12 protein-coding genes are annotated in these 13,083 nt (G+C 66.4%); 7 read left to right on the top strand and 5 right to left on the bottom strand.

Translation table 11 applies throughout. From position 1 onward, the window contains the following. Nucleotides 1-156: 156 nt before the first annotated feature. Genes zwf through J3A66_RS04465 form a run of 4 tightly spaced genes read right to left on the bottom strand, consistent with a single transcriptional unit; the run spans nucleotide 157 to nucleotide 3,257 of the window. Entirely contained in the window at nucleotides 157-1,620 is a 1,464-nt protein-coding gene (gene zwf / locus J3A66_RS04480; protein ID WP_037528659.1) for a glucose-6-phosphate dehydrogenase, read from the bottom strand. A 23-nt stretch (nucleotides 1,621-1,643) separates the two neighbouring features. After that, on the bottom strand, nucleotides 1,644-2,573 hold the full coding sequence (gene argC / locus J3A66_RS04475) for an N-acetyl-gamma-glutamyl-phosphate reductase (protein WP_209567446.1): 930 nt from the start codon (nucleotides 2,571-2,573) through the stop codon (nucleotides 1,644-1,646). Further along, the gene (locus J3A66_RS04470) at nucleotides 2,570-3,001 is read right to left on the bottom strand and encodes a hypothetical protein (protein ID WP_236559043.1); all 432 of its coding nucleotides are present in this window, start codon (nucleotides 2,999-3,001) and stop codon (nucleotides 2,570-2,572) included. The genes argC and J3A66_RS04470 overlap by 4 nt, the downstream gene beginning before the upstream one ends. Then, nucleotides 2,940-3,257, bottom strand: a complete 318-nt coding sequence (locus tag J3A66_RS04465; protein ID WP_031395049.1) for a MarR family transcriptional regulator — start codon at nucleotides 3,255-3,257, stop codon at nucleotides 2,940-2,942. The genes J3A66_RS04470 and J3A66_RS04465 overlap by 62 nt, the downstream gene beginning before the upstream one ends. A 235-nt stretch (nucleotides 3,258-3,492) precedes the next feature. On the opposite strand from J3A66_RS04465, the gene secG reads away from it, so the two are divergent. After that, complete coding sequence (gene secG, locus J3A66_RS04460) at nucleotides 3,493-3,885, top strand: preprotein translocase subunit SecG (RefSeq protein ID WP_031395050.1); 393 nt, start codon at nucleotides 3,493-3,495, stop codon at nucleotides 3,883-3,885. An 84-nt stretch (nucleotides 3,886-3,969) separates the two neighbouring features. Beyond that, nucleotides 3,970-5,604: a CTP synthase gene (locus tag J3A66_RS04455; protein WP_031395051.1), complete on the top strand. Its 1,635-nt coding sequence runs from the start codon at nucleotides 3,970-3,972 to the stop codon at nucleotides 5,602-5,604. Nucleotides 5,605-6,101: 497 nt separating this feature from the next. Here the strand turns inward: J3A66_RS04455 and J3A66_RS04450 are convergent, their stop codons facing one another. Next, the gene (locus J3A66_RS04450) at nucleotides 6,102-6,566 is read right to left on the bottom strand and encodes an Hsp20 family protein (RefSeq protein ID WP_209567443.1); all 465 of its coding nucleotides are present in this window, start codon (nucleotides 6,564-6,566) and stop codon (nucleotides 6,102-6,104) included. Between the two features lie 242 nt (nucleotides 6,567-6,808). Here J3A66_RS04450 and J3A66_RS04445 point away from each other — a divergent pair, with 242 nt between their 5' ends. The 5 genes from J3A66_RS04445 (at nucleotide 6,809) to J3A66_RS04425 (ending at nucleotide 12,784) form a co-directional block, all read left to right on the top strand. Further along, a complete protein-coding gene (locus tag J3A66_RS04445; protein ID WP_209567441.1) occupies nucleotides 6,809-9,283 on the top strand; it encodes a TonB-dependent receptor in 2,475 nt (824 codons plus the stop codon). Nucleotides 9,284-9,761: 478 nt separating this feature from the next. Next, nucleotides 9,762-11,012, top strand: a complete 1,251-nt coding sequence (locus J3A66_RS04440; RefSeq protein ID WP_031396032.1) for a lipoprotein-releasing ABC transporter permease subunit — start codon at nucleotides 9,762-9,764, stop codon at nucleotides 11,010-11,012. Next, entirely contained in the window at nucleotides 11,005-11,718 is a 714-nt protein-coding gene (locus J3A66_RS04435; protein WP_042467156.1) for an ABC transporter ATP-binding protein, read from the top strand. Before J3A66_RS04440 ends, J3A66_RS04435 begins: the two co-directional genes overlap by 8 nt. Continuing rightward, nucleotides 11,715-12,311 carry a GNAT family protein gene (locus J3A66_RS04430; protein WP_209567439.1) on the top strand — a complete coding sequence of 199 codons (597 nt, stop codon included), beginning with the start codon at nucleotides 11,715-11,717 and terminating at the stop codon, nucleotides 12,309-12,311. The genes J3A66_RS04435 and J3A66_RS04430 overlap by 4 nt, the downstream gene beginning before the upstream one ends. After that, a complete protein-coding gene (locus J3A66_RS04425) occupies nucleotides 12,308-12,784 on the top strand; it encodes a glutathione peroxidase (protein ID WP_209567437.1) in 477 nt (158 codons plus the stop codon). Before J3A66_RS04430 ends, J3A66_RS04425 begins: the two co-directional genes overlap by 4 nt. Nucleotides 12,785-13,083: the final 299 nt, after the last annotated feature.

Below are 13,083 nucleotides of genomic sequence, written 5' to 3'. Positions count from 1 at the left end.
CGGCCCGTTCGTACCAACCAGTCCCGTTCGTGCCGAGTAGGGATCGAGCGAAGCCGAGAGCCCGTATCGAGGTACAATGCCACAACCGGGCCGATCCCTCGATACGCCATCTCGACAAGCTCGACGGCTACTCGGGACGAACGGAAGAAAACATGCTCAGTCGTCCTGCCAGGTCACGCCGTCGCGCTCGGTCAGCGCGATCGCGGCGGACGGGCCCCAGCTGCCCGACGGATAGCTTTTGGGCTTCATTCCGTTCGCTTTCCAGCCCTCGCGGATCGCATCGATCCATGTCCACTGCGCCTCGACCTCGTCGCGCCGCACGAACAATGTCTGGTCGCCCTCGATCAGGTCGAGCAGCAGCCGCTCATAGGCGATCCGCCGGCGCGTACCCGCAAACTCGGCGTCGAGGCTGAGGTTCAGCGGCACCTCGCGCAACCGCACCCCCTCGCGGTCGAGCCCCGGTTCCTTCGCCATCACCAGCAGCTGGACATGCTCTTCGGGCTGCAGGCGGATGATCAGCATGTTGGGCTGGAGCAGCCCGCCGCGCCCTGCGAACATCGAATGCGGCACCGCCTTGAACTGGATCGCGATCTCGCTGCCGCGCGCCGCCATCCGCTTGCCGGTGCGCAGGTAGAAGGGCACGCCCTGCCAGCGCCAGTTGTCGACATGCGCCTTGATCGCGACGAACGTCTCGGTGGTCGACGTCTGGCCGAGCTCCTCCGAATAGCTCTTCACGAACTTCCCGTTGACCGCGCCCTCGGCATATTGCCCGGTCACGGTGACGTGCGGCGCCTCCTCGGGCTTGATCAGCCGCAGCGATCGGAACACCTTCGACTTCTCGTCGCGCACGTCGGTGCCCTCGAACCGTGCCGGCGGTTCCATCGCGATCAGCGCGAGCAGCTGCAGGATATGGTTCTGGACCATGTCGCGCAGCGCGCCCGCGCTCTCGTAATAGCCCGCGCGTTCCTCGAGGCCGACCGTCTCGGAGATCGTGATCTGGACGTTGTCGATCCCTTGCGCATTCCACACCGGCTCGAAGAACGAGTTGCCGAAACGCAGCGCGAGGATGTTCTGGACGGTTTCCTTGCCCAGATAATGATCGATCCGGTAGGTCCGGTTCTCGGGAAACGCCTTGGCGACCGCGTCGTTGATCTCGCGGCTCGTCGGCAGGTCATAGCCCAGCGGCTTCTCGAGCCCGACCCGGACCGTCTCGCCCGCCAGCCCGACCTTGTGCAGCCCCTCGATCGCCGATTCGAACAGCGACGGCGCGGTCGACAGATAGATGGCGAGCCCGCCCGAAATGTCGCCGATCTTGTCCGCCAGCGGCTGGAAGCTCGCCGGATCGGACAGGTCGGTCGGCTGGTAATGCACGCGCTCGAGGAACGCGTCGATCGTCCCCGCATCCTTGCGATCGTCTTTCAGATACTCGTCGAGCGCGGCTCTCGCGAAGGTGCGATACGCCGCGTCGTCATGATCGTGACGCGCCGCGCCGGTGATCGTCAGCCCCTCGGGCAGCAGCCCGTCGGCGTGCAGGCCATAGAGCGAGGGCAACAGCATCCGCTGTGCGAGATCGCCGGTCGCGCCGAACAGGAGCAGCTTGGCTACGGGATTACGGTGCATGAGAGCTCCTGGGTCAGTCGGTCTTACGAAACCAGACCGGCGACCGGGTCGACCCCGGCCATGATGTTGAGGTTCTGGACCGCGGCGCCGCCGGCGCCCTTGCCCAGATTGTCGAGTGTCGCGACCAGCCGCGCGTGACCGGTCGCATCGTTGCCGCAGACGCGCAACGTCAACCGGTCGGTTCCGGCATTTTCCTCGATCGCGATCGCCGCCGCATCGCCCGCCGCCACGGTCACGAGCGCCGCGCCGTCATAGGCTTGCCGCAGCACGTCCTCGACCGCCGCCAGCGTCGGCCGGCCGGGCAGGGCATGAAGGTGCAACGGCACCTCGACGACCATCCCGCGATAGGTGTTGGCGACCGCGGGCGCGAAGATCGGCGCATGCGTCAGCCCGGCATGCTGCGTCATCTCGGCGATATGCTTGTGCGCAAGGCCCAGCGCATAGGCGCGGAACGCGGTCGGGGTGGCGCCGGCCCCCTCGAACTCCGCGATCATCGCCTTGCCGCCGCCCGAATAGCCCGACGTCGCGTTGACGCTCAGCGGGTGGCCCGCCGGCAGCAGCCCGGCCGCGACCAGCGGCGCGACGAGCGCGAGGAAGCCGGTCGGATAGCAGCCGGGGTTGGACACCCGCGTCGCCGCGGCGATCCGCGCCGCCTGGCCCGGCAGTTCGGCGAACCCATAGGTCCAGCCCGGCGCGACGCGGTGGGCGCTCGACGCGTCGATCACCCGCGTCCGGTCATTGTCGATCAGCGCGACGGCTTCGCGCGCGGCATCGTCGGGCAGGCAGAGGATGACGAAATCGGCATCGTTGAGCGCCGCGCGGCGTGCCGCCGGATCCTTGCGGTTCGCCTCGTCGAGCAAGGCGATATGGATGTCGGACCGTCCGGCGAGCCGGTCGCGGATCTCGAGCCCGGTGGTGCCTGCCGCACCGTCGATGAACACCGTCGCGGTCATGCCGCCACCGCCTTGCCGTCCGGCAGGTCGAGCGCGTCGATCTCGACATAGCCGACAAGGCCGTGCGGCTGCGCGACGCCCCAGGCGGACGAGCCGGCGATCTCGAGCACTTCGATCGTGTCGCCGACCGCCAGCGCGGTGACCGGCTCGCTCGCCGTGTCGCGGCCTGCACGCAGCGTCGCGGTGCGCGCGACCAGCCGGATCATCGGCACCGCATAATGCGGCGCGAAGACATGCTCGGCGAGGCGGATGTCGGCAATGTCGCGGCGGACCGCGTGCGTGCGCAGGTCGAGATCGACCGAACGCCCGGTCAGCGCGAAACTCTGGCGACGCGAGTCGGCAGAATCACGCGGCTGAATGACGCCGTCAGGCTGTCGCGGCGCGGGGCGCGGCGTCGTTATCGCCGATGAACTGCCCGAATTCTTCAAGAAAGTCTGCCCCTTCACTCGTCCGCGCGACGAAGATGTTGCGCTTGTCGCTATCGTCGCGTTGCCGGCGCAGATAGCCGAGGGCACCCAATCTGTTCAAGGCGCGCGTGACGACGGGCTTCGATACGTTCAGTGCACGCGCCAGACCGCGCACCGTATGCGGGCCGGGTTTGAGATAGACGAGCAGCAAAAGCGCCATCTGGCGATTGGTCAGATCCGGTTCACCCGAACGGACATAATCGACCAGAGCCGTCATCCACGTCGATAGAGTATTGACTGCCATTGATGCCACAGCGTTGATCCGCCATCTGAATTTCAGGGTCTACGTCCCGTTAAGGAACGTCATTACGCTGTCACAACGCCCGCCCGCACGGCTTGTTTCCGTGTGTTTCGGTGTCGCGTGCGATATCCGGAGCCCGGGATGCGGTTGATCGTTGCCGCCGGCTCGCCTATGTGCGCGGCTTCGTAAAAGTTCCGGGGTTTTCCGCGCAATGTTCGCCTTCCTGCTTGTCATCCACGCGATCATCGCGGCCGCCCTCGTCACCGTGATCCTCATGCAGCGGTCGGAAGGCGGCGGTCTGGGCATGGGCGGCAGTCCCTCGGGGCTGATGTCGGCCCGCGGCGCCGCCGATTTCCTGACGCGCGCAACCGGCGTGCTCGGGACGATGTTCGTGCTGTTCTCGATCCTGCTCGCGATCCTCGCGGCGAATCACCGCAGCACCGACATCGACACGTCGCTCGCCCGCACGCCGGCGGCCGCCGCCACCGCGGTCCCGACCGCGGAGCCCAAGGGCGATGCGGCACCGTTTGCCGGTGGTGCAGAGAATGCCGGCGCCGCCGCACCGGCACCCGCCGACAATGGCGCGGTCCCGCTCGCCCGCTAAACACTCCATTCGCCGACAAAAGCGCCCTGCGTGATCCGCGGGCGCTTGTCGTTCGTCCCCAACACACGCTACGAGACTCTTCCCATGGCTCGGTACATTTTCATCACCGGGGGCGTGGTATCGTCGCTCGGTAAAGGTCTCATGGCGGCATCGCTTGCCGCCCTCCTCCAGGCACGCGGCTACAGCGTCAGGATCCGGAAGTTCGATCCGTATCTGAACGTCGATCCCGGCACGATGTCGCCCTATCAGCACGGCGAGGTCTATGTGACCGACGACGGCGCCGAGACCGATCTCGACCTCGGTCACTATGAACGCTTCACCGGCGTGCCCTCGCGCCAGTCGGACAACGTCACCTCCGGCCGCATCTATCAGCAGATCATCGCCCGCGAACGCCGCGGCGACTATCTCGGCGCGACGGTGCAGGTCATCCCGCACGTCACCGACGCGATCAAGGCGTTCGCGCGGGCCGAGACCGACGATGTCGACTTCGTGCTCTGCGAGATCGGCGGCACCGTCGGCGACATCGAATCGCTCCCCTTCATCGAGGCGATTCGCCAGCTGAAGAACGAGGAAGGGCGCGGCAAGGCGATCAGCATCCACGTCACGCTCGTCCCTTATATCGCCGCCGCAGGCGAGCTGAAGACCAAGCCGACCCAGCATTCTGTCCGCGAACTCGCCGCCCTCGGCGTCCAGCCCGACGTGCTCGTCTGCCGCTGCGAACACCCGCTGCCGCCGTCGGAGCGCGCGAAGATCGCGCTGTTCTGCAACGTCCCCGCCAGCGCGGTCATCCCCGCGCTCGACGCGAAGAGCATCTATGCGGTGCCGCTGCAATATCACGGCGAGGGTCTCGATATCGAAGTGCTGCGCGCGTTCGGGATCGAACCCGCCGCGGCGCCCGATCTGTCGCGCTGGACGGAGATCATGGACCGGCTGACCAATCCGCAGGGCGAGGTCACGATCGGCGTGGTCGGCAAATATGTCGGGCTGCAGGACGCGTACAAGTCGCTCAACGAGGCGCTGGTCCATGGCGGCATCGCCAACCGCGTCAAGGTCAACGTCCGCTGGATCGACGCCGAATTGTTCGAGAATGCCGAAAGCGACATCGCCGGCCAGCTCGAGCCCTGCGACGCGATCCTCGTCCCCGGTGCGTTCGGCGAACGCGGCGCAGAGGGCAAGATCGCCTCGGTCAAGTTCGCGCGCGAACGCAAGATCCCCTATTTCGGGATCTGCTTCGGGATGCAGATGGCCTGCGTCGAGGGCGCGCGCGGTCTCGGCGGCGTCCCCGACGCCTCGTCGACCGAATTCGGCCCGACCGACAAGCCGGTGGTCGGCATGATCACCGAATGGATGGGCCGCGAGGGTCTCGAGACGCGCGCGGCCGAGGGCGATCTCGGCGGCACGATGCGGCTCGGCGCCTATGACGCCAAGCTCGACGGCAACAGCGTCGTCGCGGCGATCTATGGCGGCACCGACATCTCGGAACGCCATCGTCACCGCTACGAGGTGAATACGGGGTACAAGGACGTGCTCGAACAGGGCGGTCTGGTCTTCTCCGGCATGTCGCCCGACGGCACGCTGCCCGAGATCGTCGAGCGTCCCGACCATCCCTGGTTCGTCGGCGTCCAGTTCCACCCCGAACTCAAAAGCAAACCCTTCGACCCGCACCCCCTGTTCGCCAGCTTCATCGAAGCCGCGGTCAAACAGAGCCGCCTCGTCTGACCCAACCGGGCGCCCCCAAAGGGCGCCCGCATCCCCCGCGAGCGCCACGCGCCAGAGCCGGGGCAGGGCCTTCCGCCCTCAGGGAGTCCCGTCATCCCCGCGAAGGCGGGGATCCAGACCGGCAAACCTGCCGCCTCCATCCCACCGCCCGGCGAAGTGAAATATCGATTACGCGAAGGCGCAAAGGCGCAAAGGGACCCAAACCCCGGCGCCACCCCAAAATCTTAGCGCCTTCGCGCCTTCGCGCGAACAAAAACCCTCTCCGCAGAGTCCGAACAGAAGAAGTGGTTCACGCGGAGACGCGGAGTGCATTCGTGGCCTATCGTAGCTAGCCTCACTCAGGTTCGCGCAGGAATTCATGAGGGCCGCAACGCGGCAAAGAAAATCTCTGCGCCTCCGCGCCTCCGCGCGAACAAACCCTTCTACCCTCCGAACCCCAGACACAAAAGGGCGCCCGGACCCCAAGGATCCGGACGCCCCACAGCGCTGACCAGAAATCAGGCAGCCTGATCGACAGCAACCGTATCGACCGCAGCCAGCGGCGCGCCGGTCTTGATCGTGATGCTCTTCGGCTTCATCGCCTCGGGCACTTCGCGGACCAGGTCGATCACCAGCAGCCCGTCGTTCAGCCGCGCATCCTCCACCAGCACGAAGTCCGCCAGCTCGAAGCGCCGCTCGAACGAGCGGTTGGCGATGCCGACATGGAGCAGCTGGCCCTCGGGCGCGCGCTCCTCCTTCTTGCCCGCGACCAGCAGCAGGTTCTGCTGCGCGGTGATCGCGATCTCGTCGCGCGAGAAGCCGGCGATCGCCAGTGTGATGCGGTAACGGTCCTGCGCGATCCGCTCGAGGTTGAACGGCGGGTAATTGTCGGACGTCGCGCCGCGCGCGTTCGTCTCGATCATGTCGAACAGCCGGTCGAACCCGACGGTCGAGCGGCGATAGGGGGTAAGGTCGAGTCGCATGGTCAAATCCTCGTCTTGAGCAATCCAACATCAGCCCTGGCCCGCTTGTGCGCGGCCCGGGCACACGGCCCATCAGGCGCCGTGCGGCAGTGATCTGGTCACCCCGCAAAAACCTTCAAGATCGCCCCGCCAAGATTTTTTCCGGGCCCCCGATAGCGCAGCTTTGCCCCCGCAAAGCCGTTCCAGATTGAACTCCCACCAAATCAATGGACTTTTAGCGCCAAGGTTCAAGGGAGACGATCATGGCCCATATTTTCGCGATGCTGGTCGCCGCGCAGGCGGCCGCATCACCGCTGCCGGCACCCGCCGATCAGGCCGCACCCGCGCCGCAGGACGCACAGCGCGACACCGGCCGACTCGGCGCGGCACAGCAGGGCGGGGGAGACATCGTCGTCACCGCGCGCCGCCGCGCCGAGACGATCCAGAGCGTGCCGATCGCGATGTCGGTGATCGGCGGCCAGGCGATCGCCGACACCGGCGCGTACAACGTCAACCGCATCACGCAGCTTCAGCCGACGCTGCAATTCTACTCGACCAACCCGCGCAACTCCGCCGCCAACATCCGCGGGCTCGGCGCGCCGTTCGGCCTCACCAATGACGGCATCGAACAGGGCGTCGGCATCTATGTCGACCAGGTCTATTACAGCCGCATCGCGTCTGCGACGTTCGACTTCACCGACACCGAACGGATCGAGATCCTGCGCGGGCCGCAGGGCACGCTCTACGGAAAGAACACCACCGCCGGCGCGATCAACATCTACACGCGCAAACCCAGCTTCACCCCCGAGGCACGGATCGAGCTCACCACCGGCAATCTCCGCTTCGTCCAGGCCAAGGCGTCGGTGTCGGGCCCGCTGGTCGACGACAGGCTCGCGATCCGGCTGTCCTCGTCGATCACCCGGCGCGACGGCACGATCCGCAATCTCCGCACCGGCAAGGACGTCAACGCGCAGGACAATCAGAGCCTGCGCGGCCAGCTCTTCTGGCACGCGACCGGCAATCTCGATCTCACGCTGTCGGGCGATTATAATCACCAGAACCCCGATTGTTGCGCGCAGATCTTCGCACGCGTCGGCACCACGCAGCGGCCCGTGTCGCGGCAATATGACGCGCTCGCCGCCGCACTGAACTACACCCCGCCGTCGCGTGACGCGTTCGACCGCGTGACCGATCTCGACACCCCGCTGCGCGCACGGCAGGAGCTGGGCGGCGCCGCATTGCTCGCCGAATGGGATCTCGGACCCGTGTCGCTGACTTCGGTGTCGGCATGGCGCATCTGGGACTGGAAACCGTCGAACGACCGCGACTTCATCGGCCTGCCGATCACCTCGGTCTCCGCCAACCCGTCGCAGCAGGAACAGGTCAGTCAGGAGGTCCGCCTCTCGTCGAACGGCCGCAACACGGTCGATTACGTCGCCGGGCTGTTCTACTTCCACCAGACGATCGACACGCAGGGGTTGCAGGTCCAGGGCGCCGCCGCGAGCCGCTATCTGCTCAACCCGACCAGCGCGAACGCATCCAACCCCGCGGTACTCGACGGCCTGACCGCGACCAACACGATCGGCTTCAAGAACACGTCCGCGGCCGGGTTCGGCAAGGTGACGTGGCACATCGCCGACACCCTCTCCTTCGCCCCCGGTCTCCGCGTCAATTACGACAAGAAGACCGGCTCCTATGTCTCGGTCGTGACGACAGGGGCGGGGGCGGGGGCAGGGGCGGTGCTCAACTGCTCGACGACCGCGCAGGCGGCCAGCTCGGTCACCCGCGACCGGTGCAGCACGCTCGCGCCCCAGGTTTACACCCCCGCCTTCGACGACTGGAACGTGTCGGGCGACGCGACACTCGCCTATGACGTGGCGCCCGACATCCACGCCTATGCGACCTATGCGCGCAGCTACAAGTCGGGCGGCATCAACCTGTCCGGGCTCCCGCTCGACGGCGCGAACAACCCGATCCTCGCCTCGGCGACGGTCAAGCCCGAGACGGTCAACCATTACGAACTCGGCCTCAAGACGCAGTTCCTCGACCGCCGCGTGACGCTCAACCTCGCCGGCTTCTGGACCGAGATCAACGATTACCAGGCGACCGTCACCAACGGCCAGCTCGGCGTGCTGCGCGGCTATCTGGCGAATGCGGGCAAGGTGCGGACGCGCGGGTTCGAATTCGACTCGGCGTTCCGCCCGACCTCGCGCTTCAACCTCTACGTCAACGGAGCCTATACCGACGCGAAATACGTCCGCTTCGTCGATGCGCCATGCCCGCCCGAGCTGTCGGGCGGCACCACCGCGACCGCTGGCCAGAGCCCAAGCCCGGCAGGGACCCCGGGCGGGATCAGCCCCGCAAACTGCGACATCTCGGGCCAGCGTCTGCCGGGCATCTCGAAATGGGCCTTCTCCTACGGCGCCGAATATGACCTGCCCGCACGGATTGGCGGTCTCGATGGCCAGGTGTATCTCGGCTATGACGGCAGCTACCGCTCGACCTTCTCGTCCAACCCGTCTGCCTCGGCCTATACGAACATCAAGGGCTATGCGCTCGGCAATGTCCGGCTGGGCTTCCGCGGTGAGGACCGGCTGAACGTCTTCGGCTGGGTCCGCAACGTCTTCGCGAAGGATTATTACGAATTGCTCGCGCTGCAATCGGGCAGCACGGGGCTGGTCGTCGGCCAGCCGGGTGATCCGCGCACCTACGGCGTCACGATCTCGCGCTCGTTCTGATACGGTTCACAAACGCTGCTCTACTCTATCTGCTATAAAGAGAGATCCGGGCGAAGGGTGAGAATTGGAAGCTCCCACTCTTCGTCCGGTGCCTGTTGCACTTCGGGGGTTCCGGGAGCGGCGAATAGTGTATTCGTTGTAAGGAAAATGGCCCGGACAAGCAAACGCCCGGACCGTTGCCGATCCGGGCGCCTGCGTGACGATCGCTCGTCAGCCCCCATTTTGTCGCTTCCGCTCTGCACCTTCGGTGCGGCGTCAAAGCATTCCCCGAACCACGGCCGTTGCCTGTGTCTCAGCGAGGTTTTTGCTAAGTAATTGCGTGGTGTTTGTCACCCTGTTTGCGGGGCGCGCCACACGATTGGCAGGGGGCTGTGTCGAATCCGCAACAGACCAATCCAGACGCGGCCATGGTTGCCTCGCGCGGGGCCGCGTCCTAGAGCCGATGGACATCTCTTCTAACGATCGAACCCCCGCACCCATGATCCTGTCACGCTATGAACGGATGATCGCCCGGCGCTATCTGCTGCCGGGCAAGGGCGAGGCGTTCATCTTCCTCGTCGCCTCGATCAGCCTGGTCGCCGTCATGCTCGGCGTCGCCGCGCTCGTCATCGTGATGAGCGTGATGAACGGCTTCCGCGCCGAGCTGTTCGACAAGATCGTCGGGCTCAACGGCCATGCGGTGGTCCAGCCGCTCGGCGGCCGGATGCCCGACTGGCGCGAGATCGTCGCACAGGCGCGCGCCACCCCCGGCGTCACCAGTGCGGTGCCGCTGATCGAACAGCCGCTCGCCGCCACCTATAACGGCCGCGCGGAGGCGGTGCTGGTCCGCGGCATGCGCGTCGACGACATCCGCCGCAACTCGACGATCCAGGACAAGGTCCTGATGGGGTCGCTCCAGTCGATCACGCAAGGGTCCGGCCGGATCGCGATCGGCTCGCGGCTCGCCGAGTCGCTCGGCGCGCAGGTCGGCTCGGACATCTCGCTGTTCAGCCCGCAGGGTCAGACTACGCCGTTCGGCACCGTGCCCCGCATCGTCAGCTACAAGGTCGGCGCGATCTTCGAGATCGGCGTCTACGACTATGACAAGGCGTACATCATCATGCCGATCGAGGATGCCCAGACGCTCCTCCTGATGGGCGACGCCGCGGGCATGGTCGAGCTGAAGACCGTCGATGCGGACAAGGTCGGCGAGATCCTGCGGCCGCTCGCCGAGAAGATCGGCGGCCGCGCGGTTATCCAGGACTGGCGGACGATGAACGCCCAGCTGTTCGAGGCTTTGGCGGTCGAACGTGTCGCGATGTTTACCGTGCTGTCGATCATCATCCTCGTCGCGGTGTTCAACATCCTGTCGTCGCTGATCATGCTGGTCCGCGCCAAGACGCGCGACATCGCGATCCTGCGGACGATGGGCGCGACGCGCGGCGGGCTGATGCGGATCTTCATCGTCGTCGGCACGACGATCGGCGCACTCGGCACGCTCGCCGGGCTCGGGCTCGGCTTCGTCTTCCTGTTCTACCGGCAGGGCGTCGTGAACTTCGTCCAGCTCGTGACGGGCCAGAATCTCTGGGATCCCTCGATCCGCTATCTGACCGAACTCCCGTCGAAGACCGATCCGGTCGAGATCATCGTGATCGCGCTGATGGCGCTGATCTTCAGCTTCCTCGCGACGCTCTATCCGGCCTGGAAGGCGGCGAGTACCGACCCCGTGCAGGTGCTGCGTTATGAATAATGGCCTTCCAATCGAGCGGCGCAGCGCGCAGGCGTACGACTATGTCCTGCAGACCAGCGGTCTGACCAAAAGCTTCACGCAGGGCGGCGCGACGATCGACGTGCTGCGCGGCATCGACCTCGGAATCGCACCGGGCGAGATCGTCGCGCTGCTCGGCCCCTCGGGCTCGGGCAAGTCGACCCTGCTCCAGGCGGTCGGGCTGCTGGAAGGTGGCTTCCAGGGATCGATCAAGATCGCGGGCACCGAGGCGTCGAAGCTCAACGCGCATGAGCGCACGGTAGTGCGCCGCGACAGCCTCGGCTTCGTCTATCAGTTCCATCACCTCCTCCCCGATTTCAACGCGACCGAGAATGTCGTCCTGCCACAGCTCGTCCACGGCGCGACGCGCGCGCAGGCGGATGCGCGTGCGGCCGAACTCCTGACCCAGCTCGGGCTCGGCCACCGCCTCACGCACCGCCCCAGTCAGCTCTCAGGGGGCGAGCAGCAGCGTGTCGCGGTAGCCCGCGCGCTCGCCAACAAGCCCGCGCTGGTGCTGGCGGACGAGCCGACCGGCAATCTCGACGAGCATACCGCCGACATCGTCTTTGCCGAATTCGTCCGGCTGGTCCGCGAACAGGGCACCGCCGCGCTCGTCGCGACCCACAACGAACGCCTCGCCGCGCGGATGGACCGCGTGTTCCGGCTGCACGAGGGCCGGCTGGCTTGAGCTGGGACGCGACACCGACGCTCGTCGGGCGTCACGTCACGCTCCGCCCGCTGGTCGCGGAGGACAAGGACGCGCTCGTTGCCGCCGCGTCTGCGGATAATCTCTGGGACCTGTTCTACGCCAATGTCGCGCTGATGAAGGCGCCCGACCGCTGGCTCGCGGCGGCGTTCGAGCAACAGGACTTTGGCCGCGCGCGGGTCTTCGCGGTGGTGGTGGACGGCATCGTCCGCGGCAGCACCCGCTTCATGCGGATGAGCGCGGCGAACCGGCGGCTCGAGATCGGCGGCACCTTCTACGCCACCGCGGTCCAGCGCACCGGCGTCAACACCGAGGCCAAGCGGATGCTACTCGCCCACGCGTTCGACACGCTCGGCTGCGAATGCGTCCAGATCCGCACCGACAGCCTCAACAAACGCTCACAGGCCGCGATCGAGCGGCTCGGTGCCAAGCGCGACGGCGTGCTGCGCGGGCATCAGGTGATGGCGGACGGCCGCTTGCGCGACACCATCGTCTACAGCATTTTGGCGCACGAATGGTCGGGCGTCCGTCAGAACCTGACCTATCTGCTCGCCCGACACGAGGACCGCGCATGACCATCACCGACTTCACCGTGAAGGCCGCCAACGGCACCCCCGCGTCGCTCGCGACCTATGCTGGCAAGGTGCTGCTGATCGTCAACACCGCCTCCAAATGCGGCTTCACCCCGCAATATGAGGGGCTCGAGGCGCTCCACCGCGACTATGCCGATCGCGGGTTCGAGGTGCTGGCCTTCCCCTGCAACCAGTTCGGCGCGCAGGAACCCGGCGACGCCGCCGAGATCGCGAATTTCTGCACGCTCACCTACGACGTGACCTTCCCCGTCTTCGCGAAAGTCGACGTCAACGGCGGCGAGGCGGACCCGCTGTTCGACCGCCTGAAATCGGACGCCCCCGGCGTGCTCGGCTCGAAGGCGATCAAATGGAACTTCACCAAGTTCCTGATCGACCGCGCGGGGAAAGTGGTCGACCGCTACGCCCCCACCACCAAACCCGCCGACATCCGCACCGACATCGAAAAGCTGCTCTAACGCGCCCTTTCCACCACCCCGGCGAAGGCCGGGGCCCAGTTGGAAAGGTCGCAGTAACGAAGCGCAGACCTCAGTCAGCAACGTCCCCCACCTGGGCCCGGCCTCCGCCGGGGTGGTGCTTGTAGGCAGCGCCTGCACAAAAAGACTGTTCCCCCGCAAAGGCAGGGACCCAGCCCGGACTCCCACCTCCTTTCCTACCACCCCGGCGAAGGCCGGGGCCCAGTTGGAAAGGCCGCAGTAACGAAGCGTAGACCTCAGTTAGCAACGTCCCCCAACTGGGCCCCGGCCTCCGCCGGGGT

Origin of the sequence: Sphingomonas sp. PvP018, assembly GCF_017876865.1 — a bacterium.
Lineage (GTDB): Bacteria > Pseudomonadota > Alphaproteobacteria > Sphingomonadales > Sphingomonadaceae > Sphingomonas > Sphingomonas aerolata.
Note: the sequence above shows the minus strand (reverse complement) of the source record. Positions and strands in the feature narration are given on the sequence as shown.

Coding starts and splice junctions, on each gene's coding strand:
- secG (WP_031395050.1), top strand. CDS start 3,493: ATGTTCGCCTTCCTGCTTGTCATCCACGCGATCATCGCGGCCGCCCTC.
- J3A66_RS04445 (WP_209567441.1), top strand. CDS start 6,809: ATGGCCCATATTTTCGCGATGCTGGTCGCCGCGCAGGCGGCCGCATCA.
- J3A66_RS04440 (WP_031396032.1), top strand. CDS start 9,762: ATGATCCTGTCACGCTATGAACGGATGATCGCCCGGCGCTATCTGCTG.
- J3A66_RS04465 (WP_031395049.1), bottom strand. CDS start 3,257: ATGACGGCTCTGGTCGATTATGTCCGTTCGGGTGAACCGGATCTGACC.
- J3A66_RS04450 (WP_209567443.1), bottom strand. CDS start 6,566: ATGCGACTCGACCTTACCCCCTATCGCCGCTCGACCGTCGGGTTCGAC.
- argC (WP_209567446.1), bottom strand. CDS start 2,573: ATGACCGCGACGGTGTTCATCGACGGTGCGGCAGGCACCACCGGGCTC.
- zwf (WP_037528659.1), bottom strand. CDS start 1,620: ATGCACCGTAATCCCGTAGCCAAGCTGCTCCTGTTCGGCGCGACCGGC.
- J3A66_RS04425 (WP_209567437.1), top strand. CDS start 12,308: ATGACCATCACCGACTTCACCGTGAAGGCCGCCAACGGCACCCCCGCG.
- J3A66_RS04455 (WP_031395051.1), top strand. CDS start 3,970: ATGGCTCGGTACATTTTCATCACCGGGGGCGTGGTATCGTCGCTCGGT.
- J3A66_RS04435 (WP_042467156.1), top strand. CDS start 11,005: ATGAATAATGGCCTTCCAATCGAGCGGCGCAGCGCGCAGGCGTACGAC.